Consider the following 24574-nt stretch of genomic DNA (forward strand, 5'->3'; position numbering starts at 1 on the left):
ACGACAGTTTAGCTGATTAAACTAGACATTCTCTACTATCTGAGAGTATAAAAGTAATTTAAGGAGAACCAAATGACAAAAAAAGCACTGATTAGTGTGTCAGATAAAGCTGGCATTATCGCATTTGCACAGGAATTGCGTGCGCTTGGTTGGGATATTATCTCAACTGGTGGGACTAAGACTGCCCTTGACAATGCAGGGGTTGAGACCATTGCTATTGACGATGTGACGGGTTTTCCAGAGATGATGGACGGTCGTGTCAAGACCCTTCATCCAAAGATTCACGGGGGGCTTCTAGCTCGTCGTGACCTTGACAGCCACTTGGACGCAGCTAAGAGCCACGAGATTGACCTCATTGACCTGGTGGTGGTTAACCTCTATCCGTTTAAGGAAACCATTCTCAAGCCAGATGTGACCTATGCGGACGCTGTGGAAAATATCGACATCGGCGGTCCTTCAATGCTTCGTTCAGCCGCTAAAAACCATGCCAGCGTGACTGTGGTCGTTGACCCAGCTGACTACGCTGTGGTCTTGGACGAGTTGAAAAATGCAGGCGAAACCACGCTTGAGACGCGCAAACGCTTGGCAGCCAAAGTCTTCCGCCACACAGCAGCTTATGACGCTTTGATTGCGGACTACTTTACCAAGCAAGTGGGTGAAGAAAAGCCTGAGAAGCTGACCATCACCTATGACCTCAAACAGCCTATGCGCTATGGGGAAAATCCTCAGCAGGACGCTGACTTCTACCAGTCAGCTCTGCCGACAGACTATGCCATCTCATCTGCTAAACAGTTGAACGGAAAAGAGTTGTCCTTCAACAACATTCGTGACGCTGACGCTGCTATCCGCATTATCCGTGACTTCAAGGACAAGCCAACGGTTGTAGCACTCAAGCACATGAACCCATGCGGTATCGGTCAGGCAGATGACATTGAGACGGCTTGGGACTACGCTTATGAGTCAGACCCAGTCTCTATCTTTGGTGGGATTGTTGTGCTTAACCGTGAGGTGGACGCAGCGACAGCTGAGAAGATGCACAGTATTTTCCTTGAAATCATCATCGCACCAAGCTACACAGACGAAGCACTGACTATTTTGACCAATAAAAAGAAAAACTTGCGTATCTTGCAGTTGCCATTTGACAAGCAGGCTGAGAGCGAAATCGAGCCAGAATACACAGGTGTTGTAGGCGGGCTTTTGGTGCAAAACCAAGACGTCATCGCTGAAAATCCAGCCGACTGGCAAGTAGTGACCAAGCGCCAGCCAACAGAGCAAGAGCGTACAGCTCTTGAGTTTGCTTGGAAGTCGATCAAGTACGTCAAGTCAAACGGTATCATCATCACCAACGACCGTATGGTGCTAGGCGTAGGTCCTGGTCAGACCAACCGTGTGGCGTCTGTCAAGATTGCTATCGACCAAGCCAAGGACCGCCTAGAAGGTGCAGCGCTAGCTTCTGACGCTTTCTTCCCATTTGCGGACAATATCGAAGAAATCGCAGCGAGCGGTATCAAGGCTATCATCCAACCAGGTGGGTCTGTGCGTGACCAAGAATCTATTGACGCAGCTGATAAGCATGGTTTAACCATGATTTTCACTGGCGTGAGACATTTCAGACATTAAAATGATTTTAAGTTTTGTTAAAGAAATTTTTTAGGTTTGATTAAGTTAGCCGCTCTATACTATAGTCAATCCAAAATAAACTTTCTTTTTCATAAACTCCTACAAACGCTCGATACTGTCGAGTGTTTTTTTTGCTATTTGTCTAAAATCTGTATTTTTAGATTTTTTTAAGCCTGTCAAGCTATACTATATCTATCCTAAAACTTTTTCATAAAATCTCCTAAGTAAGGACAAGCCTTGGCTTGCCCTTATTTTTTGTGTGTTCTTGAGATGAAACTTGAAAATCTGATTTATTGAGGTAATCATATTTTTTTGTTATCCTATCCAAGGAGGTAAGTCTATGAACGTTTTTGAGATGACCTTTGCCCGTATTTACGAGGCTTATGTCAATAAAGTGGAGCGTAAACAGCGCACAAGAGAAGAGCTTGATGAAGTGATAACTTGGCTGACAGGCTACAGTGAGGAGGAGATAGCCCTTATGTGTGGTAGTCAGCTCACAATGCGTGATTTTTTTGAGCAAGCACCAGCTTACAACACAAAAGGAGACTTGATTACAGGCGTGATTTGTGGGGTAAAGGTGCAGGAGGTCAAAGACCCTTTGATGAAAAAAATCCGCCAACTGGACAAGCTAGTTGACGAATTGGCAAAAGGGAAAGCTATGGACAAGATAAAGCGTGTGTAAACGTGATTGTGACAATAAAGAGATGTCAAACAATCACATAAACTAAAAATATAGTTCTTTTTAAGTTTCGTTTAAGGAAGTCTAGCTATACTATAACCATCCTAAAACTTTTTCTTTTTCAAAATCTCCTGAGAGGGCATCGCTTTGCGGTGCCCTCTCTCCTTGCTTTATAAAAACCAACAGGAAAAATCACACTGATATCAGTGTGATTTTCGCTTAATAAGTCAGAACAAAGTATTTTTTCTTACCACGGCGGATAACGGTTAGCTCACCCTCGAGTTTGTCGGCGTCAGTGAGGGTGTAGCCTGTGTCTTGGATACGCTCACCATTGAGGTAGATAGCACCGTTTTGGACGTCCTCACGGGCTTGGCGCTTAGAGTTGACCACGCCAGCAGTGACAAGGAGGTCAACGATGTTAAGACTATCCTCAGCCTTGACAGCGTAGTTTGGCACGCCACGGAGTCCTTGCTTGAGTTCTGCGACAGAGAGTCCTTTGATGTTGCCGGCAAAGAGTTGCTCTGTGATGTTGAGGGCTTCTTGGTAGGCTTTTTCACCGTGGACAAGAGTCACGACCTCACGAGCCAATGTTTTTTGCGCTAGGCGTTTGTGTGGCTCTTGCTCAAACTGCACACGGATGTCTTCGATTTCCTCAAGAGAGAGGAAGGTAAAGATTTTCAAGAAGCGAACAGCGTCTTCATCCATGACATTGAGCCAGAATTGGTACATTTCGTAAGGGCTGGTTTTGCTAGCGTCAAGCCAGACGGCGTTGCCCTCAGACTTACCAAACTTTTTACCAGTTGAGTCTGTGATGAGAGGCACTGTCATGACGTGACCAGTCTTGTCTGCCTTACGGCGAAGAAGTTCTGTACCAGCTGTCATGTTGCCCCATTGGTCACTTCCTCCGATTTGAAGAGTGACATTGTACTTGTCATTGAGCTCGTAAAAGTCGTAGCCTTGCATGATTTGGTAAGCGAACTCGGTATAAGAAATACCTGTCTCGATACGTTTTTTAACGGACTCTTTACTCATCATGTAGTTGACAGTGAAGTATTTGCCGACATCACGCAAGAAGTCAATAAAGCTCACGTCGCTAAACCAGTCGTAGTTATTGACCATGACAGCCTTGTTGTCGCCATTTTCAAAATCAAGGAAGCGAGAGAGTTGTCCTTGGATTTTTGTCACCCAGCCGTCAACCGTTTCCTTGGTTTGTAGGCTGCGCTCGGCGTCTTTAAAGGATGGGTCACCGATGAGTCCTGTCGCACCACCCACGAGGGCGTAAGGTTTGTGTCCAGCCAACTGCAAGCGGCGTGACGTCAAAATGGCAACCAAATGCCCAAGGTGCAAGCTATCAGCCGTTGGGTCATAACCAGTATAATAGGAGACTTGTCCGTTTTCTAAAGCGTCCTCGAGCGCTTTTTCATCCGTTGTCTGAAAGACAAGCCCACGTTCTTTGAGTTCTTCTAAAATGGTCATAATCTTCTCCTATGTTAGTATATCAAGCCAACTATATCAAAATTCTTTGGGATATGCAAGCCCTATTAAATTTGATATAATGGGAATTGAGGTATTTTCATGTTTAAAAAACCAAGAAATCAAAAGAAACGTCCGAAAAACACCAATCAGCCTATGCCTTTTAGCGAGATCGGAGCTGTTTTTCTAAGGACCCTAAAGTTATTGTCTGACTTTGCTTATATCATCATCCTGCTTTTGGGCATGCTAGGTGGTGGTATGGCGCTGGGGTATTTAGCCAGCCAGATTGATAGTGTCAAGGTGCCTGACAAGGCAACCTTGGTCAAGGAGGTGACTTCTGTATCGCAGGTGTCACAGATGACCTACTCCAATCAAGCGCTGATTTCAGATATTGACTCGGATTTGCTGCGTACGCCTGTTGAGAGCAGTGCCATTTCAGATAATATCAAAAAAGCCATTATTGCGACTGAGGATGACAACTTTGAGACCCACCACGGTGTGGTGCCAAAGGCTGTTTTTCGTGCGGCAGTTGGGTCTATATTGGGACTTGGGGAGTCGAGTGGTGGCTCGACCCTCACGCAGCAGCTGCTCAAACAGCAGGTCTTAGGAGACGACCCTTCCTTTAAACGCAAGTCGCGTGAGATTATCTATGCGCTAGCGCTTGAGCGCTACATGAGTAAGGATGAGATTTTAACGGCTTATCTCAATGTCTCTCCTTTTGGGCGCAATAACAAGGGGCAAAATATTGCAGGTGTCGAGGAAGCAGCACAGGGGATTTTCGGAGTGAGTGCCAAGGACCTTACCATCCCACAGGCAGCCTATATCGCAGGGCTTCCGCAAAGTCCTATCGTCTACTCACCTTACACCGCTAATGCTCAGCTCAAGTCAGACGAGAATCTTCAATATGGTATCAATCGCCAGCAAGATGTGCTCTACAACATGTACCGCACAGGCAGTCTGACAAAGAGCGAGTATGAAACTTATAAGGCCTATGATATCAAGCAAGACTTTATCGCTCCTGAAACCCAGCAGGCAAATACACATGATTATCTCTACTACACGGTGATGAGTGAAGCCCAGCAGGTCATGTATGACTACCTCATCAAGCGTGACGGTGTGTCTGAGCAGGATTTGAAAAACGACGCCACTAAGCAAGCCTACCAAGAGCGTGCACTCGAAGAGTTGCAACAAGGTGGCTACACTATTAAAACCACCATTAACCAAAACATCTACACTGCCATGCAAAATGCCGCTGCGCAGTATGGTAGCCTCCTTGACGACGGTACAGGTACCGTTCAGATGGGAAATGTCCTCATGGACAATAAAACAGGGGCTATCTTAGGCTTCATTGGTGGGCATGATTACAGCACCAACCAAAACAACCATGCCTTTGACACCAAGCGCTCTACAGGATCAAGTATCAAGCCGATTATTCCTTACGGTATCGCCATTGACCAAGGGCTCATGGGAAGTGCAAGTATCCTCTCAAACTATCCAACCACCTTCTCAAATGGTCAGAAAATCATGCACGACACCGAGGAAGGAACAGGTATGATGGATCTTCAAGAAGCGCTCAACAAGTCCTGGAACATCCCAGCCTACTGGACTTATCAACTGCTTCTAAGTAAGAACGTTGATGTCAAAGGTTACATGGACAAGATGAATTACACCATTGACAACTACAATATCGAGAGTCTCCCACTTGGTGGTGGGGTTGAGGTATCCGTTGCCGACCAGACCAACCTCTATCAGATGTTAGCCAATAACGGTGCTTATCAGGAAAAATACATGATTGACTCCATCACAGATAGCACTGGCGAGGTCATCTACAAGCACGAGTCCAAGGCGACACAGGTCTTCTCAAAAGCGACAGCGACCATCATGCAGAGTCTCTTGCGAGGTCCTATCGAGTCAGGCTTGACCACGACCTTCAAGAAAGACTTGCAATCGCTAAACGCAGGGCTAGCAAATGCCGACTGGATCGGAAAAACAGGGACAACCAACAACTACTCAGACGGTTGGCTCATGCTAGCGACACCAAACGTGACTTTGGGTGGCTGGATTGGTCACGATGATAATAGCTCGCTTGCCAACACCACTGGCTACTCCAAGAACTCGCAGTACATGGCAAATCTGGTCAATGCCATCAACCAAGCAGATAGCACGGTCTTTGGCACCTCTAAGTTCACCCTTGATTCCAGCGTGATTAAGGCAAATGTCCTCAAATCAACAGGTTTACTACCTGCGACGGTCTCAGTTGACGGCAAGGACGTCAGTGTCACAGGCGACATGACAACGAGCTACTGGGCAAAAAATGGTCCAGGCAAAACAACTTATAAATTTGCTATCGGTGGTACAGACAGTGACTACCAAAAAGCATGGGCAAGTATTTTGAAAAAATAACTTGCAATCTTTGACGAAATAAGATATAATAGTATAAATTATTTGTCGTCTGCTTTCTTGAAATATTGTCCAAGAGGGCTTACAGCAGTTAAATCAAACTTTTAAGTCGGGTTTAGCTGCTCTTTTTGTGCCTATTTTTAGTAAAAAAGACAAGTGTAACCTATATTTAAAGGTTCTAACAATTCACATTTCTTTATCTAAAATAGCTCAGACGACCGGGTGATGTGAAAGAGCATCACGCTACTTGAGTAAGCTAGCAGCTTACTTAGGAAGTTAGTTCACCCTCAAGGCTACATGCCTCTCATCTTAATAAAAGGAGTAAAATCTTGGCAGGACATGAAGTTCAATACGGTAAACACCGTACACGTCGTAGTTTTTCAAGAATCAAAGAGGTTCTTGATTTACCTAATTTGATTGAAATTCAGACAGATTCGTTTAAAGACTTTTTGGAAAATGGGCTAAAAGAAGTCTTTGAAGACGTGCTCCCAATCTCAAACTTTACAGATACTATGGAGCTTGAATTTGTAGGGTATGAGTTTAAAGAGCCAAAATATACCCTAGAAGAAGCTCGTATCCATGACGCTTCTTACTCTGCACCTATCTTTGTGACCTTCCGTTTGGTCAACAAAGAAACTGGTGAAATCAAGACACAAGAAGTGTTCTTTGGCGACTTCCCACTCATGACTGAAATGGGAACATTCATCATCAATGGTGGTGAGCGCATCATCGTTAGTCAGCTTGTGCGCTCTCCAGGTGTCTACTTTAACGATAAGGTTGACAAAAATGGTAAGGTCGGCTACGGCTCAACTGTCATCCCTAACCGTGGGGCTTGGCTAGAGCTTGAAACTGACTCAAAAGACATCGGATATACAAGGATCGACCGTACACGTAAGATTCCATTTACAACGCTTGTGCGTGCGCTTGGATTCTCTGGTGACGATGAAATCATGGATATCTTTGGGGATAGCGAGCTTGTGCGCAACACCATCGAAAAAGACATCCACAAAAACCCAGCAGACTCACGTACAGACGAAGCCCTCAAGGAAATCTACGAGCGCTTGCGTCCAGGTGAGCCAAAGACAGCGGACAGCTCACGTAGTCTCTTGACAGCTCGCTTCTTTGACCCACGTCGTTATGACTTGGCTGCTGTTGGTCGCTACAAGATTAACAAAAAACTCAACCTCAAGACACGTCTTTTGAACCAAACCATCGCTGAAAACTTGGTTGACCCAGAAACTGGTGAAATCTTGGTTGAAGCTGGTACTGTCATGACACGTGATGTCATCGACTCTATCGCAGACTACATTGACGGCGACCTCAACAAGTTTGTCTACACACCAAACGACTACGCTGTTGTGACTGAGCCTGTGATTTTACAAAAATTCAAGGTCGTTGCACCGACAGATCCAGACCGTGTCGTGACTATCGTTGGTAATGCCAACCCAGATGACAAGACTCGTGCCTTGACACCAGCTGATATCCTCGCTGAGATGAGCTATTTCCTCAACCTAGCAGAAGGTATCGGTAAGGTCGACGATATTGACCACCTCGGAAACCGTCGTATCCGTGCGGTCGGTGAGCTTCTTGCCAACCAATTCCGTATTGGTCTTGCTCGTATGGAGCGTAACGTGCGTGAGCGCATGAGCGTTCAGGACAATGAAGTCCTCACACCACAACAAATCATCAACATCCGTCCTGTGACAGCTGCCGTCAAAGAGTTTTTTGGTTCGTCTCAATTGTCACAGTTCATGGACCAACACAACCCGCTCTCTGAGCTTTCTCACAAACGCCGTCTATCAGCCTTAGGACCTGGTGGTTTGACTCGTGACCGTGCGGGATATGAAGTGCGTGACGTGCACTACACTCACTACGGTCGTATGTGTCCGATTGAAACGCCTGAAGGACCTAACATCGGTTTGATTAACAACTTGTCAAGCTATGGTCACCTCAACAAATACGGTTTCATCCAAACACCATACCGCAAGGTTGACAGAAAAACAGGTGTCGTGACCAATGAAGTCGAATGGTTGACAGCCGATGAAGAGGACGAGTACACTGTTGCCCAAGCCAACTCTAAGCTCAATCCAGACGGAACCTTTGCGGAAGAAATCGTCATGGGACGTCACCAAGGTAACAACCAAGAGTTCCCAGCAAGTATCGTTGACTACGTGGACGTATCACCTAAGCAGGTAGTTGCGGTAGCGACAGCATGTATTCCTTTCCTTGAAAACGATGACTCCAACCGTGCCCTCATGGGTGCCAACATGCAACGTCAGGCTGTGCCATTGATTGACCCGCATGCGCCTTATGTCGGAACAGGTATGGAATATCAAGCAGCCCACGACTCTGGTGCGGCAGTTATCGCAAAACACGACGGACGTGTCGTCTTCTCAGACGCTGAAAAAGTTGAAGTACGCCGTGAGGACGGTAGCCTTGATGTTTACCACATCACAAAATTCCGCCGTTCAAACTCAGGTACTGCCTACAACCAACGCACTCTTGTCAAGGTCGGCGACTTGGTTGAAAAAGGTGATTTCATCGCAGACGGTCCTTCTATGGAGCGTGGTGAAATGGCGCTTGGACAAAACCCTATCGTTGCCTACATGACATGGGAAGGCTACAACTTCGAGGATGCGGTCATCATGAGTGAGCGCTTGGTTAAAGAGGACGTTTACACCTCTGTCCACCTTGAAGAGTTTGAGTCTGAAACACGTGATACAAAGCTTGGCCCTGAAGAAATCACTCGTGAAATCCCTAACGTCGGTGAAGAAGCCCTCAAAGAGCTTGACGAAATGGGGATTATCCGTATAGGTGCTGAGGTTAAAGAAGGTGATATTCTCGTTGGTAAAGTCACTCCTAAGGGTGAAAAAGACCTTTCAGCTGAAGAGCGTCTCCTTCACGCTATCTTTGGTGACAAGTCTCGTGAAGTCCGTGACACATCTCTACGTGTGCCACACGGTGGTGACGGTGTCGTTCGTGACGTGAAGATCTTTACACGTGCAAACGGTGACGAGCTGCAATCAGGTGTCAACATGCTGGTGCGTGTCTACATCGCTCAAAAACGTAAGATTAAAGTCGGAGATAAGATGGCGGGACGCCACGGAAATAAAGGGGTTGTCTCTCGTATCGTTCCTGTTGAGGACATGCCATATCTTCCAGATGGAACACCAGTTGACATCATGTTGAACCCACTTGGGGTACCATCTCGTATGAATATCGGACAAGTTATGGAGCTTCACCTCGGTATGGCAGCTCGTAACCTTGGCATTCATATCGCAACACCAGTCTTTGACGGAGCAAGCTCAGAAGACCTCTGGGATACCGTTCGTGAGGCTGGTATGGATAGCGACGCTAAGACTGTCCTCTACGATGGACGTACTGGTGAGCCGTTTGATAACCGTGTGTCTGTTGGTGTCATGTACATGATCAAGCTCCACCACATGGTTGATGATAAATTGCACGCGCGTTCAGTCGGACCTTACTCACTCGTTACCCAACAACCGCTTGGTGGTAAAGCCCAGTTTGGTGGACAACGCTTCGGTGAGATGGAGGTTTGGGCGCTTGAAGCTTACGGTGCGTCAAATGTCCTTCAAGAAATCTTGACTTACAAGTCAGATGACGTTGCTGGACGTCTAAAAGCCTATGAAGCCATCACAAAAGGCAAACCAATTCCAAAACCAGGTGTGCCTGAGTCCTTCCGAGTGCTTGTCAAAGAATTGCAATCACTTGGTCTTGACATGCGTGTCCTTGACGAGGATGACAATGAAGTCGAACTTCGTGACCTTGATGAGGGCGAAGACGATGACGTCATGCACGTTGATGAGCTTGAAAAAGCGAGAAAAGAGCAAGAAGCAAAGGCAAAAGCAGAAGCTGAAAATCAAGAAGAAGCACCTGCAACAAATGACTAATGACTAAAACTAGCTAAGTTTCTAGCTAGATTTGAGATAAATTGACAGAAAGGTAAAACTAGTGGTTGACGTAAATCGTTTTAAAAGTATGCAAATCACATTAGCCTCACCAAGTAAGGTCCGTTCATGGTCTTATGGTGAAGTTAAAAAACCTGAAACAATCAACTACCGTACGCTAAAACCAGAGCGTGAAGGACTCTTTGACGAAGTCATCTTTGGTCCTACAAAAGACTGGGAATGTGCGTGTGGTAAATACAAACGTATCCGCTACAAAGGGATTATCTGTGACCGCTGTGGTGTTGAGGTCACTCGTGCCAAGGTGCGTCGTGAACGCATGGGGCATATCGAGCTAAAAGCGCCAGTATCACACATCTGGTACTTCAAAGGGATTCCAAGTCGTATGGGCTTGACCCTTGATATGAGCCCACGTGCCCTTGAAGAGGTCATCTACTTTGCCGCTTACGTGGTGATTGACCCTAAAGACACACCACTTGAGCCTAAGTCTCTCCTCACTGAGCGTGAGTACCGTGAAAAATTACAAGAGTACGGCTATGGCTCTTTCGTAGCCAAGATGGGTGCTGAAGCTATCCAAGACCTCTTAAAACGTGTTGACTTGGATGCTGAAATCGCTGAGCTCAAGGAAGAGCTCAAAACAGCGACCGGTCAAAAACGTGTCAAGGCTGTTCGCCGCTTGGATGTTCTAGACGCCTTCAAAAAATCTGGCAACAAGCCAGAATGGATGGTACTCAACATCTTGCCTGTTATTCCACCAGATCTTCGTCCCATGGTACAGCTTGACGGTGGACGCTTTGCGGCTTCTGACTTAAACGACCTCTACCGTCGTGTTATCAACCGTAACAACCGTTTGGCTCGTCTTTTAGAGTTGCATGCGCCAGGTATCATCGTCCAAAATGAAAAACGTATGCTACAAGAAGCGGTGGATGCGTTGATTGACAATGGTCGTCGTGGTCGTCCTATCACAGGACCAGGTAGCCGTCCGCTCAAGTCTCTTAGCCACATGCTAAAAGGGAAACAAGGACGCTTCCGTCAAAACCTGCTTGGTAAACGTGTTGACTTCTCAGGACGTTCCGTTATCGCCGTTGGTCCGACACTTAAGATGTACCAATGTGGTGTGCCACGTGAGATGGCGATCGAGCTCTTCAAACCATTTGTTATGCGTGAAATCGTAGCTAATGGCTTAGCTGGAAACGTCAAAGCTGCTAAGCGCATGGTTGAGCGTGGGGATGAGCGTATCTGGGACATCCTAGAGGAAGTCATCAAAGAACACCCAGTGCTCCTTAACCGCGCACCGACCCTCCACCGTCTCGGTATCCAAGCCTTTGAGCCTGTGCTTATCGATGGTAAGGCGCTTCGTCTTCACCCACTGGTTTGTGAAGCCTACAATGCCGACTTTGACGGTGACCAAATGGCGATTCACGTGCCTCTCTCTGAAGAAGCACAAGCAGAAGCACGTCTTCTCATGCTAGCTGCTGAGCACATCCTCAACCCTAAAGATGGTAAACCAGTCGTTACCCCATCTCAGGACATGGTACTTGGTAACTACTACCTCACTATGGAAGACGCTGGTCGTGAGGGTGAAGGTATGGTCTTTAAAGACCGTGACGAGGCTGTTATGGCTTACCGCAATGGCTATGTGCACTTGCACACACGTGTTGGTATTGCCGTTGACTCTATGCCAAACAAACCTTGGACACCAGAGCAACAGCACAAAATCATGGTGACAACTGTCGGAAAAATCCTCTTTAACGACATTATGCCTGATGACCTACCTTACCTCATCGAGCCAACTAACAGCAACCTCACTGAAAAGACACCAGACAAGTACTTCCTAGAGCCAGGTCAAGACATTCAAACGGTGATTGACAACTTAGAGATTAACATTCCATTTAAGAAGAAAAATCTCGGAAACATCATCGCTGAAACCTTCAAACGTTTCCGTACAACAGAAACATCAGCCTTTCTTGACCGCTTGAAAGACCTAGGTTACTACCACTCAACACTTGCAGGTTTGACTGTGGGTATCGCTGACATCCCAGTCATTGACAACAAGCAAGAAATCATCGACGCAGCTCACAGCAAGGTTGAGCAAATCAACAAAGCCTTCCGTCGTGGTTTGATGACCGATGATGACCGTTATGTGGCGGTTACAACCACTTGGCGTGAAGCCAAAGAAGAGTTGGAAGCACGCCTGATTGAGACACAAGATCCGAAGAACCCAATCGTTATGATGATGGACTCAGGAGCTCGTGGTAACATCTCCAACTTCTCACAGCTTGCGGGTATGCGTGGTCTGATGGCAGCGCCAAACGGTCGTATCATGGAACTGCCTATCCTGTCTAACTTCCGTGAAGGTCTGTCCGTTTTGGAAATGTTCTTCTCAACTCACGGTGCTCGTAAGGGTATGACCGATACCGCCCTTAAGACTGCCGACTCTGGTTACTTAACACGTCGTTTGGTTGACGTGGCACAGGACGTTATCATTCGTGAGGACGACTGTGGTACTGACCGTGGTCTTACCATCACTGCCATTACAGATGGTAAGGAAGTCACTGAGACTCTTGAAGAGCGTCTCAATGGTCGCTACACCAAGAAAACCGTTAAACATCCTGAGACAGGTGAGGTTATCGTTGGTCCAGATACCTTGATTACTGAGGACTTGGCAGCGAAGATTGTGGCTGCTGGTGTTGAGGAAGTGACTATCCGTTCTGTCTTTACATGTAACACACGTCACGGTGTCTGCCGTCACTGCTATGGTATCAACCTTGCAACTGGTGACGCCGTTGAAGTTGGTGAAGCAGTTGGTACCGTCGCTGCCCAATCTATCGGTGAGCCTGGAACACAGCTTACTATGCGTACCTTCCACACGGGTGGTGTGGCGTCTAATACCGACATCACCCAAGGTCTTCCTCGTATCCAAGAAATCTTTGAAGCCCGTAATCCTAAAGGGGAAGCGGTCATCACTGAGGTCAAAGGGGAAGTCACAGCTATCGAAGAAGACGCAGCAACACGTACCAAGAAAGTCTACGTCAAAGGTCAAACTGGCGAAGGCGAGTACGTGGTACCATTTACCGCTCGTATGAAAGTGGAAGTGGGTGACATGGTGCACCGTGGTGCGGCTCTTACAGAAGGGTCTATCCAACCTAAGCACCTTCTTGAAGTGCGTGATACCTTGTCTGTTGAGACTTACCTCCTTGCTGAGGTGCAAAAAGTTTACCGTAGCCAAGGGGTAGAAATCGGTGACAAGCACGTTGAGGTTATGGTTCGTCAAATGCTTCGTAAAGTTCGTATCATGGATCCAGGAGATACCGATCTTCTCCCAGGTACATTGATGGACATTTCAGACTTTACAGACGCTAACAAAGACATCCTCATCTCTGGAGGTATCCCTGCGACAGCTCGTCCAGTTCTTATGGGTATCACCAAAGCCTCACTTGAGACCAACTCCTTCTTGTCTGCTGCATCCTTCCAAGAAACCACACGTGTGCTTACAGATGCGGCTATCCGTGGTAAGAAAGATCATCTTCTTGGTCTTAAAGAAAATGTTATCATCGGTAAAACCATCCCAGCAGGTACTGGTATGGCACGCTACCGCAATATCGAACCTTTGGCAATCAACGAAGAAGAAGCTGCAGAGGAAGCTCTCGCAGAAGAAATCGTTGCCGAAGAAGTACACTAATAAAAAAACCAAGCCATATGGCTTGGTTTTTTTGCTAGCATAAACTAGTGTGGGTCTTTTCCAGAAAAAGAGAGGTGCAGGCGCTTTCATAGAGTTTCATCTAAATAAGAAAAATGCTGCTATACTAAGTACAGGAGTAGTTGACTGTAAAGTCAACTACTTAGTCCCAAGTGTAAAGGAGAAAGAAAAATGGAAAAGCACAGCTTTTGTATTGACCTACAATTGTCAGAATTATCGCCCTCTTTTGACAAAAGGTTATACCAGCACCGCTACTTCAGTCTTGAGGATAAGCATTATTACGATGATGTTATACTGACGGCTGATAAGATTACCATACGAGGAGAGCGTAGTCATGTGATAGATGCAATGGGACATCTATCAACGCTAAAGAGTAATACCTATCAAGCTTTAGTCAAAGCTTTGTTGGTACTTTATTTTAGCGGTTGTCACTTTCGTTTAGGTGAGTTGACCTTGACAGTGGATGGCAAGAGTCAAAAAGAATCTGTTACCTTTCAGCAACGCTTCACTAAAGCACTTCTTAAGCAGATGAATCTCCCAGAAGAACGGCTAGCCTTGCTTTTTTCTGATGATGAAGAAAAGTCACAGGCGCTTTTGACCTGTTTGATGAATCTTGTCATGAGTTTGTCGAGTAAGCACGCTTTTGACCACGCTTGGCGTGCTTTCAATGCTCTCTATGCCTATCTCTATCAAGATAAGAAAAAAGAGCGTGAGCAACTTCGAGCAGTTGGAGACGCTCTTGGATTTAGCAAACAGCTTGGTCAGCACATGTCTAAAAGTTTCAAGTCCTTGGTTGAAGCGTGGTTTGAGGATAATCGTCTTTATCGCTGTCTTTTAGAAAATATAGGCTACGAATTGGATATCAAAACAGCAGAAGAACGTTATCACGATTTTTATGGAACGAAGGCTTTTTCTGACAAGGCTATACTCAAGCGTTTGTTAGACTACTATGACGCTCGCTTTGTGGCTGAACTTTCAGATGAAACTTTGGATAAGCAAGCGAGGTCACAGCGAAAGTCTTATCGAAATAAGGTTCAAAAGCAAATCGCAGAAGGGAAATTTGTCAATGCGGACTATATTTATCTAGCGATTAGCTATATCTATCACTACCGTAACGCTCAGTTTCATGGGCGTGCCATGGTCAACGACTTTCTTATGGACAATGCCAACAGCCAAGAGCTAGTGAGTTTAGCCCTTATCTTGCAAGAGCTGTGTATCGCTATGATTATGGAATTATTTGAAGAGGAGAAATAAGATGAAAAAGGTTGTATTAATATCTATTACCGTGTTGACTATTTTAGTACTAACAGCTTGTGGTCAAGACAAAGTGATTGGTAAATGGAAACAAATGAATAAAGGAAGTAGAGTTATCCTTATTGAGAAAGATGGTTCATACAGGTATTATCGTTATGGACTTAATGGAAATTACTATTTAGGTTCTTGGAAAAAACAAGGTAAATCAGGTTATGTTTTTACAGGCTCAATTTCTGGTTCTGCAAGTACAGGAGATATTGATAAAGATGGACACCTAGTTGTTAATGTTGATGGTGGTGGAGAAGATACAATAGGTGCATATACTTTTGAAAAATAAACTAAAAGCGCAACATTGTTGCGCTTTTAGTTTGCTCTCCCCATCGCCTCCTCTACAAGCTCTAAAAAGATTTGGGCGGATTTGCTGAGTGGGGTGTCTTTTTTCCAGATGAGGTAGGTGTTGGAGGTGACGGCGGGTTCAAGTGGACAAAAGACGAAGTGGTTGGACTCAGATGGGAAGGTCAAACCTTCAAAGGTCAGGGCATAGCCGCTAGTCGCTTCAATCATGAGCGCTGCGTTTGTGATGAGGTTACAGGTAGCGATGACCTTGGGACTGCCCTCGCTCGCCCAGTTTTTAATCTTTCCAATCTCCTCAATCTCTCGTGAAGCGATGAGAGAAAGCTTTGCAAAGTCAGCTGGAGTGATACTTTTTTGCTGCGCTAGGGGGCTGTCTCGGTGCATGAGGATACCCCAAGTGTCCCTGTGTGGGAGCTGTAGGTGGTGGTACTTGCTTTTGTCTGTTTTTTCGATGACAATGCCAAAGTCCGCTAAGCTATTGTCAAGGCTACGTGTGACATCGACGTAGTTGCCGCTAGTGAGATGATAGCTGATACCAGGATAAGTCTTCCAAGACTTTTGAAAGATAGGAGCAAAAACCGCCATAACTGTCGACTCGGCTGCTCCGATATGGACATGCCCGTTGATGTGGTCTTGAAAAGATTTCAAGGTCGACTCGGTGTGGTCAGCCATCTCCACGATAGAGAGCGCTTGCTTTCTGAGGTACTCGCCCTCCTCCGTCAGCGTCAGCCGTCTTTTCCCACGGATGACAAGCGTTCTTCCGAGCTCGTCCTCTAGCTGCGTGAGCTGGCGTGAGAGGTTGGGCTGGGTGGTGTGTAGGCTCTCAGCTGCTTTTGAGATATTGCCCAGCTCACAGATTTTTAAAAAATAGCGCAAAACACGAATATCCATATTTCTTCTCCTTTTTTGCCTTTATTATAGAAAAGAAATCCTCAAAAAGCAAGCTTATCATAAGAAAAAAGCATGGTAAGGATAGCTTTAAAGTATTTGATTTATAGCGAGATTAGCTATATAATGGCTGTGAAAGTGAGGTACGGACATGAAATATCAGGATAAAACAGCATTTGACACAGCCAATCACTTTGGAAAAGGTCAAACCAATGATGCTTACGCTAAGTACTTTATCGGGCAATCGTATCTAAAAGGTCTAGGTGCTACTAGCGATGGGGCAATCAGTTTAGCCAATGTCACCTTTGAGCCAGGCTGCCGCAACAACTGGCATATTCACAAGGCGAGCCGTGGTGGCGGACAGGTCTTAATCTGCACCGCTGGTGAGGGCTGGTACCAAGAAGAGGGCAAACCCGCAGTGTCTCTACAAGAAGGCAGTGTCATTGTCATCCCAGCAAATGTCAAGCACTGGCACGGCGCTAAATGCGACTCATGGTTTAGCCATATCGCTTTTGCTGTACCGGGCGAAGATACGGAAGATATCTGGCTAGAGGAAGTCTCTGACGAGGACTATCTAGCTTTAGAAGATTAAGGAGGGATTATCATGGTCAAACAAACCGCAGGACGTGACCAACTAGGCGATTTTGCACCGACCTTTGCAGCGCTCAATGACGATGTGCTCTTTGGTCAAGTCTGGTCACGTGAAAAAGAGCTGTCTCCAAAGCTACGCTCTATTGTCACGGTGACAGCACTCATGACACAGGGCGGTTTTGAGCAGTTAGGCTATCATCTAACAACTGCTAAGAAAAATGGCGTCACCAAGGACGAGATAGCTGAAATCATCACCCATGCCGCCTTTTACGTCGGCTGGCCCAAGGCTTGGTCAGCTTTTAGCCAAGCCAAAACTATCTGGACAGATGAGGACTAATCGACTTGCTTTTAGCAAGTCGTTTTTGTCTGCTTGAAAAGCTCCAAAGTGACAAAATGGGCTAAAAACGTTATACTAAAAGCATGGTAGACAAGAAGAAATTATTATTGATTGACGGGTCATCTGTGGCCTATCGTGCGTTTTTTGCGCTTTACAATCAGATCGAGCGCTTTAAAAATCCAAATGGTCTGCACACCAATGCCATCTATGGTTTTCACTTGATGTTAAACCACTTGCTGGAGCGTGTGGAGCCGACCCATGTCCTAGTGGCTTTTGATGCGGGCAAGACTACTTTTAGAACGGAGATGTACAGCGACTACAAGGCAGGTCGGGCGAAGACGCCAGATGAGTTTCGTGAGCAATTGCCTTATATCCGTGAGCTGCTTAGTCATCTGGGCATTTGCTACTACGATTTGGCGCAGTACGAGGCAGATGACATCATCGGTACCGTGGATAAGCTAGCCGAGGATGAGGAGAGCTATGATGTGACCATCGTCTCAGGGGATAAAGACCTCATCCAGCTGACGGACAAGAACACGGTCGTTGAGATTTCCCAAAAAGGTGTGGCAGAGTTTGAGGAGTACACGCCAGACTACCTCATGGAAAAGATGGGGATCACACCGAGTCAGTTTATCGACCTCAAGGCGCTGATGGGCGATAAGTCGGACAATATCCCAGGGGTGACCAAGGTCGGTGAAAAGACAGCCCTCAAACTGCTGCTAAACTACGGCAGTTTAGAAGGGGTCTACGAGCACATCGATGAGATGAAAGCATCTAAGATGAAAGAAAACCTCATCAACGACAAAGAAAAAGCCTTTCTCTCAAAAACTCTAGCGACCATCAACACCCAGGCACCAATCACCATCGGACTTGAGGACATTGTCTATAAGGGCGCTGACGTTGAGAAGCTCTCTGCCTTTTACGACGAGATGGGTTTCAAGCAGTTCAAGGCAAATCTCACCAAAGACACACCAAAAGAAGATTTTGAAGTGGACTATCAAGTGATTGACGATGTGGATAGCTTGTCAGCGGATATGTTTTCACAGGAGACCTACTATTACTTTGAGCTTTTGGGTGAAAACTACCACATGGAGGACATTATCGGCTTTGCTTGGGGCGATAGTCAGCACATCTATGCGTCTGATAATCTGGACTTGCTCACTAGCCCTGCCTTTAGAGAGGCGCTAGCTCAGCCTGTCAAGACCTACGACTTTAAGCGGAGCAAGGTCTTGCTCAGTCATTTGGGGGTTGACCTAGAGGAGCTGGCTTTTGACAGTCGTCTGGCTAAGTATCTGCTATCGACCGTTGAGGACAATACAGTAGCCACCATCGCTAGACTCTACACCGACTACGCCCTAGACACCGACGAAGCAGTCTATGGCAAGGGCGCTAAGCGTGCAGTGCCTGACAAGGCAACGCTTCTTAGTCATTTGGCGAAAAAAGTCAAGGTCTTGCAAGCGTCTGAGTCTGTCATGCTAGAAAAGCTCGATAGCCATGCGCAAAAAGAACTGCTCTTTGACATGGAGCAGCCGCTCGCCAAGGTGCTTGCCAAGATGGAAATCGCAGGGATCAAAGTCCACAAGGAGACCCTGCAAGAGATGGAGCGTGACAACCAAGCGACTATCGACAGTCTGACTCAGGAAATCTATGAGCTAGCTGGTGAGGAGTTCAATATCAACTCGCCCAAACAGCTGGGTATCCTGCTCTTTGAAAAGCTGGGTCTGCCTGTTGAGATGACCAAAAAGACAAAGACAGGCTACTCGACCGCCGTTGATGTGCTAGAGCGTCTAGCGCCAATCTCACCGCTTGTGACCAAGATTTTAGAGTATCGTCAGATTGCCAAATTGCAGTCGACCTACATCGTGGGGCTACAGGACTACATCCTAGAGGATGGCAAGATTCACACCCGCTACATCCAAGACCTAACACAGACTGGTCGTCTCTCAAGTGCTGACCCTAATCTGCAAAATATCCCGATTCGTCTCGAGGCAGGGCGTCTTATCCGCAAGGCATTTGTCCCGTCTGGCGAGGACGAGGTGCTGTTAAGCTCAGACTACTCGCAAATCGAGCTGCGTGTGCTGGCGCATATCTCTGGGGATGAGCATTTGATTCAAGCCTTCAACGAAGGCGCTGATATTCACACCTCGACAGCCATGCGTGTCTTTGGGATTACTAAGGCTGAGGACGTGACGGCAAATGACCGCAGAAACGCTAAGGCGGTCAACTTTGGGATTGTTTACGGCATTTCAGACTTTGGCTTAGCCAATAACCTCGGTATCCCACGCAAGGTGGCAAAACGCTACATTGAGACCTACTTTGAGCGCTATCCGGGGATTAAGGATTATATGGAGCGTGTGGTGCGTGAGGCGAGGGACAAGGGCTATGTGGAGACGCTCTTTCACCGCCGTCGTGAGTTGCCAGACATCAACTCACGCAACTTCAACATCAGAAACTTCGCAGAGCGTACAGCTATCAACTCCCCTATCCAAGGCTCAGCCGCTGATATTTTAAAGATTGCTATGATAAATCTCGATAAGGCTCTTGAGGCGGGCAATTACAAGGCTAAGATGCTACTGCAAGTGCACGATGAAATTGTCCTTGAGGTGCCAAAGGATGAGCTTGCTGACATCAAGCGCCTAGTAACGGAGACTATGGAGTCTGCCATCCACTTGTCAGTGCCTTTAATCGCTGATGAGAGTGACGGCAAGACCTGGTACGAGGCAAAATAAAGGAGTTTTTATGACCTATCATTTTCAAAATCCAGACCAAGAAACCATCAAAAACTACATCACAAGTAGCAAGACCATAGCCGTTGTGGGACTGTCAAACCGCACAGAAACTGCTGCTTACAAGGTGGCAAAGGTCATGCAGGACGCTGGCTACACCATCCTCCCAGTCAATCCAAAACTGGCTGGTGAGCAGATACTGGGTGAGACGGTTTATGCTCGCTTGCAGGACATCACAGAGCCGATTGACATCGTGGATGTCTTTAGACGTAGCGAGTTTCTGCCAGATGTGGCACGTGACTTTGTAGCGACCAAGGCTCGTATCTTTTGGGCGCAGCTGGGGCTTGAAAATGAAGAGGCAGAGGCTATCCTACGTCAGCATGGTGTCGATGACATCGTCATGAATAAATGCCTCAAAATCGAATACCAAGCCCTTAACTAAAAAAGAAGCACATTAGTGCTTCTTTTTATATGTTCTTAAGAAAAACTTGCCACATCTTGAAAGCGCTCCATTTGTCTCTTTTCAGAAAATAGCTTATAATAAAAGTAATATGGAAGAGGTGAAGGAAAATGGTAGATTTAAAAGAGGAAATAGGAAAACGAGTGCGACAAGCTAGGCTTGGTAAAGGTTTGACGCAGGCAGACATCTGTGGCGATGAGTCTGAGTTGACCGTTAGACAGCTAACGAGGATCGAAAATGGGCATACCCTGCTCACTATCCCAAAGGCGCTCTTTTTGGCGTCTAAGCTGGGTGTGGGAGTGCAGGAGCTGGTGGATGTGGAGGCGATAAGCCTGCCCAAGCGCTATCTAGAGCTGAAAAATCGGCTAACAAAAACGCATACTTATGGTGACCCCGAGCGTATCAAGGAGTTGGAAGGCTTTCTTGATGAGATTTATGAGCACTACTATGACGGTCTACCTGAGGAGGAGCAGCTCCTTGTCGAGGTTGTGCAAGCGCAACTAGATGTTTTTACTAGTCGAGACTACCAGTATGGGCTCACGCTTTTAGAGGAGTATTTCCAGCAAATCCTAAAGAAAAGCCACTACAGTTATAACGACCTCTTAATCATCAATCTCTACTTTTTCTGTTGTGCTTTGGGACTAGAGGACAAGAGCCATATGGAGCAGTTGGCGAGTCGTGTCATGGAGGACATTGACTACAGTGACCTTGAGCGGGTCTATGCGACAGAGAGGATTTTAGTAACGCTTTTGATAAACGCTGAGCCAGAGGACTATCTGACCTATACAGCCGTTTTGAGAGACATTATAGAGAGAACAAATAACTTTCAGCATAAGCCAGTCGTCTATGCTTTTGAAGCTAAGTATTACCTGCTTGTCAAAAAAGACAAGGAAAAAGCTAAAGCTCTCTATGATAAAGCCATTTTATTTGCCAATATGCTCAATGACGAAGCCTTGGCAGAGGAGTTCATTCGTGAGTCTGAAAAAGATTTAAAAAACTAAGCAACCCGACATCCGTGTCCTGTTGCTTTTTTGTTTTTCGTGTATAATAGAAGTATAAAGAAAAGGCTTACAAGAAAGGGGAAAGCTATGAAGAGAAGACGCAGCTACCATTTGTTAGAAATCTCTATCTTTTCCATAGGACTCATTTATCTCATCTTTTATATCCTTGATGACTTGGGTGTCCTAGTGCTTCCGAGCTGGCTACTCGCCACTGACTTCACTAGCCTTTCCTTGTTTACCTTTGGCATTATCATCCTTGGGAAAGGAGAGGAGTTATGAAGAGAAAATCACTCACAGCAGTCGATATTATCCTACTTTCCAGTCTGTCCTGTAGTAGCTGTTACTTTTTAGGTGCTTACTGGTCAGGAAAATCCTTTGACAATCTACTAAGCTACGTCATGATGCTTGCCTTTGTGCTTGGCTTTTTACACCTGCTAGATAGGGAGGAGAAAAAATGAAAAAAGTAAACGCTATCATGACACAACATCCGCTAGAATGGTTTGCAAAAGTGCTCTTTGGGCTTGTGTTTTTGGTATGTGCACCGGGCATTTGCATGGCACTTTTTGATATTGGAAAAGAGGTCGGACAGGCACTGGCTAAGCTTTTCTAAACGAAAAAGGAGACGATTATGATAAGAGGACGTTCTATTTTCACATTTTGCTATGTCACCAATCTTTTGATTCAGTCGGTCTTTGTCCTAGCGACACTTTTTAATGGGCAAACCCTGTCGCAGACCTACTTAGTCCTGATGTTAACAACCGTCGGCGCAACGACTCTTATCTATGCTTTGTTGCAAGGTCAAAAAAAGGAGAAAAGCGATGAAAAATGTTAAAGTCACAAGCTTATCCACCATTTTCTTTGTCCTCTGGAGTGTACTCTACATCCTAAACGACATGAAGGTTCTGTCCCTGTCTCTGGTGAATGCCATTCCCATGTCACTCGTCATTATCCTCTATCTCGCTGTTTATGCGACCAGCTATCGTGTGGAAAGAAAAGGAGAATAGTCTATGCTTGCTTTATTTGATTTGAAAATGTTTGCGATTTTTGTTTTAGTGCTGGCGCTTTATCTGCAAACTAAGAAACCTCAGCTCTTGAGCGGTTTTCTGCCTAAGTGTCTAGTGGGACTAGTGGTCGGCTTCACTGTCGTGTCCGAGGTGATTGTCGTCCTGCATGGTTTGCTGGTTTAATATCTCGCCCAGCTGTTCTAGGAGGTGGTTTTGATGTCCAATGCTTCTAAGCTCAATAAACTTATCTTTAAAATCATTCGTTTTACTCTCATTGTGTCCATGCTGATGGTGTTTGGGATGGACTTGCTGATAGAGCACAAGGTCAATCTCCACTATCTGGCTTGGTGCTGCTTTATCCTCTACTTGATCGCAGACGACAAAGAGCCTTGAGAAAACCTCAAGGCTCTTATCTTATACTAAGTGTGCTAGGGTGTCCTCTATCCAGTCCAGCTGGCTTCTCACTCGAGCGATAGCTCGGCTGAGGATGAGGTAGTGACCATACTGTTGCGCAATTTTTTCTTGACTTGGAAAGAGGAGTTCAAGGCGCTTGTTCAAATGCGCCAATTGCTTATCTAGCAGCTCTTTTTCTTCCTCCAAGAGCGACTGGACACGGCTGTCTTTTGCGCTGTGGATGAAAAACATCTTGAGTGAAAAGAGGTCTTTTTGAGTCGGAGCTTCAAGCACAGGCGCAAGCAACCATGCCTTCAAGGTCTCCTCACCAAGCGGGGTGAGCTGGTAGTATTTTTCTTTTAGGTTGTTTGGGTCGGTGGTTTGCTCCAGCCATTTGTCTGTAATCATACGCTTTAGCTCTGGGTAAATCTGACTGTGCGAAGCTTTCCAAAACTCACCGATTTCCGTTTCAAACTGCTGACTGATTGCCTTTCCAGTGAGGGATTGATGTGTTCTTACAATCCCTAAAATAACATAGGGCAGAATACGTTCTTTTGGCATGAGGGTCTCCTTGTGACTTGATTGCTTCTAGTATATCAAGTTTTTGAGCAGAACCCAATTATTTTCTCAAGCGCTTGTAGTTTTCGTCAAAGTATCGCCCGTCTCGGATATCGTCAGGAAGACCATCGTAAGGCGCTTCAGAGATGACGTCTTCGTTATCTACTCCAGCGTCGCCCATATAAGTGATAGTGGCAAATTCTGGCACGACTAGCTTTGGATAAGTGGCGTACTTTTCACGAGATGCTTCCATAAGGTCGATGTGGTCATTTTGAAAGCAGACGGTAATTTCAGGATGTTCATGCACCCAAGCAGGAAAGAAAATGGTGCCGTTTAATTTCTTTTCATTAGGGACAAAGTCCAGCGCCACGTCAGTGCCGGTCGGCTCTGTCCAAGCGACCTTGTAAATGCCCTCTGTCAGCATGACGATATTAGCTTCTTGGTCTTTGACCCAGCGTCCAGCGACCATGCCACCGTGGATACGATAGTCAACGGTGTGGTCATTTTTAGCATACCACTCGTATTCCCAGCCATTGTCATAGGTGTAGATAAAGTGTGTTCCGATAAAGTCTTCTAGTGTTTTAAAGTGTTTTGTCATCTTAGCCTCCTTTTAAAATCAACACCACCATTATATGTCGTTATCGACATAAAGTCAAGTGTCAAGTTTTAATATAGGCGAACCCAGCATTTTTTTGTTATAATAAAGACGATGAGAAAGGAGGAGATCATGGCGAGTCAGGTATCACCACGTTCAACGAGAGCTTATGAGCATGTTCTAGAGCATCTGCGTGCAAAACGTGTGCGAATAACAGAAATACGCAAGGCGATTATTGCTTATATGGTTGATAGCAAGGAGCACCCTAGTGCCGAGAAGATTTATAAAGATCTCCTGCCGCTTTATCCAAGCATGAGTCTTGCGACGGTTTACAATAACCTCAAGGTTCTGGTAGATGAGGGCTTTGTTGAGGAGATAAAAATCACCAATGACAGCACGACCTACTATGACTTCATGGGGCATGATCATATCAATATCGTCTGTGAGTCCTGTGGCAAGATTGTGGATTTTATGGACGTTGAGCTGCTGGATATTTCCAAGGAAGCTTACGAGCAAACCCAGTTTAAAATCACCAAGCTACAGCTGTTGGCTTACGGAATTTGCCCAGAGTGCCAAAAAAAGCAGGAAAATCATAGATAAAAATCCACCTATGCT

At 46.0% G+C, this 24574-nt stretch carries 24 protein-coding genes; 20 read left to right on the forward strand and 4 right to left on the reverse strand.

All coding sequences use genetic code 11. The features are described 5' to 3' along the window. Window positions 1–72: 72 nt before the first annotated feature. Window positions 73–1620, forward strand: coding sequence for a bifunctional phosphoribosylaminoimidazolecarboxamide formyltransferase/IMP cyclohydrolase (gene purH / locus G5B60_RS00615; RefSeq protein WP_164682110.1), 1548 nt, complete (start codon window positions 73–75; stop codon window positions 1618–1620). A 340-nt stretch (window positions 1621–1960) separates the two neighbouring features. Beyond that, window positions 1961–2302, forward strand: a complete 342-nt coding sequence (locus G5B60_RS00620; RefSeq protein WP_241154458.1) for a DUF2200 domain-containing protein — start codon at window positions 1961–1963, stop codon at window positions 2300–2302. A 216-nt stretch (window positions 2303–2518) separates the two neighbouring features. Here the strand turns inward: G5B60_RS00620 and tyrS are convergent, their stop codons facing one another. After that, on the reverse strand, window positions 2519–3775 hold the full coding sequence (gene tyrS / locus G5B60_RS00625; protein WP_164682111.1) for a tyrosine--tRNA ligase: 1257 nt from the start codon (window positions 3773–3775) through the stop codon (window positions 2519–2521). Between the two features lie 153 nt (window positions 3776–3928). Here tyrS and pbp1b point away from each other — a divergent pair, with 153 nt between their 5' ends. From pbp1b to G5B60_RS00650, 5 genes are all read left to right on the forward strand, one after another. Then, entirely contained in the window at window positions 3929–6175 is a 2247-nt protein-coding gene (gene pbp1b, locus G5B60_RS00630) for a penicillin-binding protein PBP1B (RefSeq protein WP_241154541.1), read from the forward strand. Between the two features lie 326 nt (window positions 6176–6501). Further along, on the forward strand, window positions 6502–10083 hold the full coding sequence (gene rpoB / locus G5B60_RS00635) for a DNA-directed RNA polymerase subunit beta (RefSeq protein WP_164682113.1): 3582 nt from the start codon (window positions 6502–6504) through the stop codon (window positions 10081–10083). A gap of 61 nt (window positions 10084–10144) precedes the next feature. After that, entirely contained in the window at window positions 10145–13780 is a 3636-nt protein-coding gene (rpoC, locus tag G5B60_RS00640; protein ID WP_164682114.1) for a DNA-directed RNA polymerase subunit beta', read from the forward strand. 189 nt (window positions 13781–13969) lie between these two features. After that, window positions 13970–15052, forward strand: a complete 1083-nt coding sequence (locus G5B60_RS00645) for a hypothetical protein (RefSeq protein WP_164682115.1) — start codon at window positions 13970–13972, stop codon at window positions 15050–15052. Window position 15053: 1 nt separating this feature from the next. Then, window positions 15054–15389: a hypothetical protein gene (locus G5B60_RS00650; protein ID WP_164682116.1), complete on the forward strand. Its 336-nt coding sequence runs from the start codon at window positions 15054–15056 to the stop codon at window positions 15387–15389. 26 nt (window positions 15390–15415) lie between these two features. Here the strand turns inward: G5B60_RS00650 and G5B60_RS00655 are convergent, their stop codons facing one another. Beyond that, window positions 15416–16297, reverse strand: a complete 882-nt coding sequence (locus tag G5B60_RS00655) for a LysR family transcriptional regulator (protein WP_164682117.1) — start codon at window positions 16295–16297, stop codon at window positions 15416–15418. Between the two features lie 148 nt (window positions 16298–16445). Between G5B60_RS00655 and G5B60_RS00660 the strand changes: the two genes are divergently transcribed. From G5B60_RS00660 to G5B60_RS00715, 12 genes are all read left to right on the forward strand, one after another. Beyond that, window positions 16446–16886 (forward strand): cupin domain-containing protein, encoded by a 441-nt coding sequence (locus tag G5B60_RS00660; protein WP_164682118.1) that lies wholly within the window; start codon window positions 16446–16448, stop codon window positions 16884–16886. Window positions 16887–16895: 9 nt separating this feature from the next. Further along, entirely contained in the window at window positions 16896–17222 is a 327-nt protein-coding gene (locus G5B60_RS00665; RefSeq protein ID WP_164684057.1) for a carboxymuconolactone decarboxylase family protein, read from the forward strand. Window positions 17223–17305: 83 nt separating this feature from the next. Then, on the forward strand, window positions 17306–19951 hold the full coding sequence (gene polA / locus G5B60_RS00670) for a DNA polymerase I (RefSeq protein ID WP_164682119.1): 2646 nt from the start codon (window positions 17306–17308) through the stop codon (window positions 19949–19951). 10 nt (window positions 19952–19961) lie between these two features. Next, the gene (locus tag G5B60_RS00675) at window positions 19962–20390 is read left to right on the forward strand and encodes a CoA-binding protein (protein WP_164682120.1); all 429 of its coding nucleotides are present in this window, start codon (window positions 19962–19964) and stop codon (window positions 20388–20390) included. Window positions 20391–20518: 128 nt separating this feature from the next. Beyond that, entirely contained in the window at window positions 20519–21409 is an 891-nt protein-coding gene (locus tag G5B60_RS00680) for a helix-turn-helix domain-containing protein (RefSeq protein ID WP_164682121.1), read from the forward strand. A gap of 87 nt (window positions 21410–21496) precedes the next feature. Then, on the forward strand, window positions 21497–21688 hold the full coding sequence (locus G5B60_RS00685) for a hypothetical protein (RefSeq protein WP_164682122.1): 192 nt from the start codon (window positions 21497–21499) through the stop codon (window positions 21686–21688). Beyond that, on the forward strand, window positions 21685–21867 hold the full coding sequence (locus tag G5B60_RS00690; protein ID WP_164682123.1) for a hypothetical protein: 183 nt from the start codon (window positions 21685–21687) through the stop codon (window positions 21865–21867). The genes G5B60_RS00685 and G5B60_RS00690 overlap by 4 nt, the downstream gene beginning before the upstream one ends. Next, window positions 21864–22019, forward strand: coding sequence for a hypothetical protein (locus G5B60_RS00695; RefSeq protein WP_164682124.1), 156 nt, complete (start codon window positions 21864–21866; stop codon window positions 22017–22019). The genes G5B60_RS00690 and G5B60_RS00695 overlap by 4 nt, the downstream gene beginning before the upstream one ends. 18 nt (window positions 22020–22037) lie before the next feature. Then, window positions 22038–22241 (forward strand): hypothetical protein, encoded by a 204-nt coding sequence (locus G5B60_RS00700; protein ID WP_164682125.1) that lies wholly within the window; start codon window positions 22038–22040, stop codon window positions 22239–22241. Beyond that, a complete protein-coding gene (locus tag G5B60_RS00705) occupies window positions 22228–22413 on the forward strand; it encodes a hypothetical protein (protein ID WP_164682126.1) in 186 nt (61 codons plus the stop codon). Before G5B60_RS00700 ends, G5B60_RS00705 begins: the two co-directional genes overlap by 14 nt. Window positions 22414–22416: 3 nt before the next feature. Then, complete coding sequence (locus tag G5B60_RS00710) at window positions 22417–22596, forward strand: hypothetical protein (protein ID WP_115268036.1); 180 nt, start codon at window positions 22417–22419, stop codon at window positions 22594–22596. Between the two features lie 33 nt (window positions 22597–22629). Beyond that, window positions 22630–22806: a hypothetical protein gene (locus G5B60_RS00715; RefSeq protein ID WP_164682127.1), complete on the forward strand. Its 177-nt coding sequence runs from the start codon at window positions 22630–22632 to the stop codon at window positions 22804–22806. 21 nt (window positions 22807–22827) lie between these two features. On the opposite strand, the gene G5B60_RS00720 is transcribed toward G5B60_RS00715, so the two are convergent. Together G5B60_RS00720 and G5B60_RS00725 are read right to left on the reverse strand one after the other, a co-directional pair. Next, window positions 22828–23367, reverse strand: coding sequence for a PadR family transcriptional regulator (locus G5B60_RS00720; protein ID WP_164682128.1), 540 nt, complete (start codon window positions 23365–23367; stop codon window positions 22828–22830). 58 nt (window positions 23368–23425) lie between these two features. Next, window positions 23426–23962 (reverse strand): phenolic acid decarboxylase, encoded by a 537-nt coding sequence (locus G5B60_RS00725; protein WP_164682129.1) that lies wholly within the window; start codon window positions 23960–23962, stop codon window positions 23426–23428. 129 nt (window positions 23963–24091) lie between these two features. On the opposite strand from G5B60_RS00725, the gene perR reads away from it, so the two are divergent. Beyond that, window positions 24092–24559, forward strand: a complete 468-nt coding sequence (gene perR / locus G5B60_RS00730) for a peroxide-responsive transcriptional repressor PerR (RefSeq protein WP_164682130.1) — start codon at window positions 24092–24094, stop codon at window positions 24557–24559. Window positions 24560–24574 lie beyond the last annotated feature (15 nt).

This window comes from Streptococcus hyointestinalis (assembly GCF_011039275.1).
Classification (GTDB): domain Bacteria; phylum Bacillota; class Bacilli; order Lactobacillales; family Streptococcaceae; genus Streptococcus; species Streptococcus hyointestinalis_A.

Coding starts and splice junctions, on each gene's coding strand:
- G5B60_RS00645 (WP_164682115.1), top strand. CDS start 13,970: ATGGAAAAGCACAGCTTTTGTATTGACCTACAATTGTCAGAATTATCG.
- G5B60_RS00690 (WP_164682123.1), top strand. CDS start 21,685: ATGAAGAGAAAATCACTCACAGCAGTCGATATTATCCTACTTTCCAGT.
- G5B60_RS00725 (WP_164682129.1), bottom strand. CDS start 23,962: ATGACAAAACACTTTAAAACACTAGAAGACTTTATCGGAACACACTTT.
- G5B60_RS00705 (WP_164682126.1), top strand. CDS start 22,228: ATGAAAAATGTTAAAGTCACAAGCTTATCCACCATTTTCTTTGTCCTC.
- polA (WP_164682119.1), top strand. CDS start 17,306: ATGGTAGACAAGAAGAAATTATTATTGATTGACGGGTCATCTGTGGCC.
- G5B60_RS00660 (WP_164682118.1), top strand. CDS start 16,446: ATGAAATATCAGGATAAAACAGCATTTGACACAGCCAATCACTTTGGA.
- G5B60_RS00700 (WP_164682125.1), top strand. CDS start 22,038: ATGATAAGAGGACGTTCTATTTTCACATTTTGCTATGTCACCAATCTT.
- G5B60_RS00680 (WP_164682121.1), top strand. CDS start 20,519: ATGGTAGATTTAAAAGAGGAAATAGGAAAACGAGTGCGACAAGCTAGG.
- G5B60_RS00685 (WP_164682122.1), top strand. CDS start 21,497: ATGAAGAGAAGACGCAGCTACCATTTGTTAGAAATCTCTATCTTTTCC.
- pbp1b (WP_241154541.1), top strand. CDS start 3,929: ATGCCTTTTAGCGAGATCGGAGCTGTTTTTCTAAGGACCCTAAAGTTA.
- G5B60_RS00715 (WP_164682127.1), top strand. CDS start 22,630: ATGTCCAATGCTTCTAAGCTCAATAAACTTATCTTTAAAATCATTCGT.
- tyrS (WP_164682111.1), bottom strand. CDS start 3,775: ATGACCATTTTAGAAGAACTCAAAGAACGTGGGCTTGTCTTTCAGACA.
- G5B60_RS00675 (WP_164682120.1), top strand. CDS start 19,962: ATGACCTATCATTTTCAAAATCCAGACCAAGAAACCATCAAAAACTAC.
- G5B60_RS00695 (WP_164682124.1), top strand. CDS start 21,864: ATGAAAAAAGTAAACGCTATCATGACACAACATCCGCTAGAATGGTTT.
- G5B60_RS00650 (WP_164682116.1), top strand. CDS start 15,054: ATGAAAAAGGTTGTATTAATATCTATTACCGTGTTGACTATTTTAGTA.
- G5B60_RS00710 (WP_115268036.1), top strand. CDS start 22,417: ATGCTTGCTTTATTTGATTTGAAAATGTTTGCGATTTTTGTTTTAGTG.
- G5B60_RS00720 (WP_164682128.1), bottom strand. CDS start 23,367: ATGCCAAAAGAACGTATTCTGCCCTATGTTATTTTAGGGATTGTAAGA.
- G5B60_RS00620 (WP_241154458.1), top strand. CDS start 1,961: ATGAACGTTTTTGAGATGACCTTTGCCCGTATTTACGAGGCTTATGTC.
- G5B60_RS00655 (WP_164682117.1), bottom strand. CDS start 16,297: ATGGATATTCGTGTTTTGCGCTATTTTTTAAAAATCTGTGAGCTGGGC.
- purH (WP_164682110.1), top strand. CDS start 73: ATGACAAAAAAAGCACTGATTAGTGTGTCAGATAAAGCTGGCATTATC.
- perR (WP_164682130.1), top strand. CDS start 24,092: ATGGCGAGTCAGGTATCACCACGTTCAACGAGAGCTTATGAGCATGTT.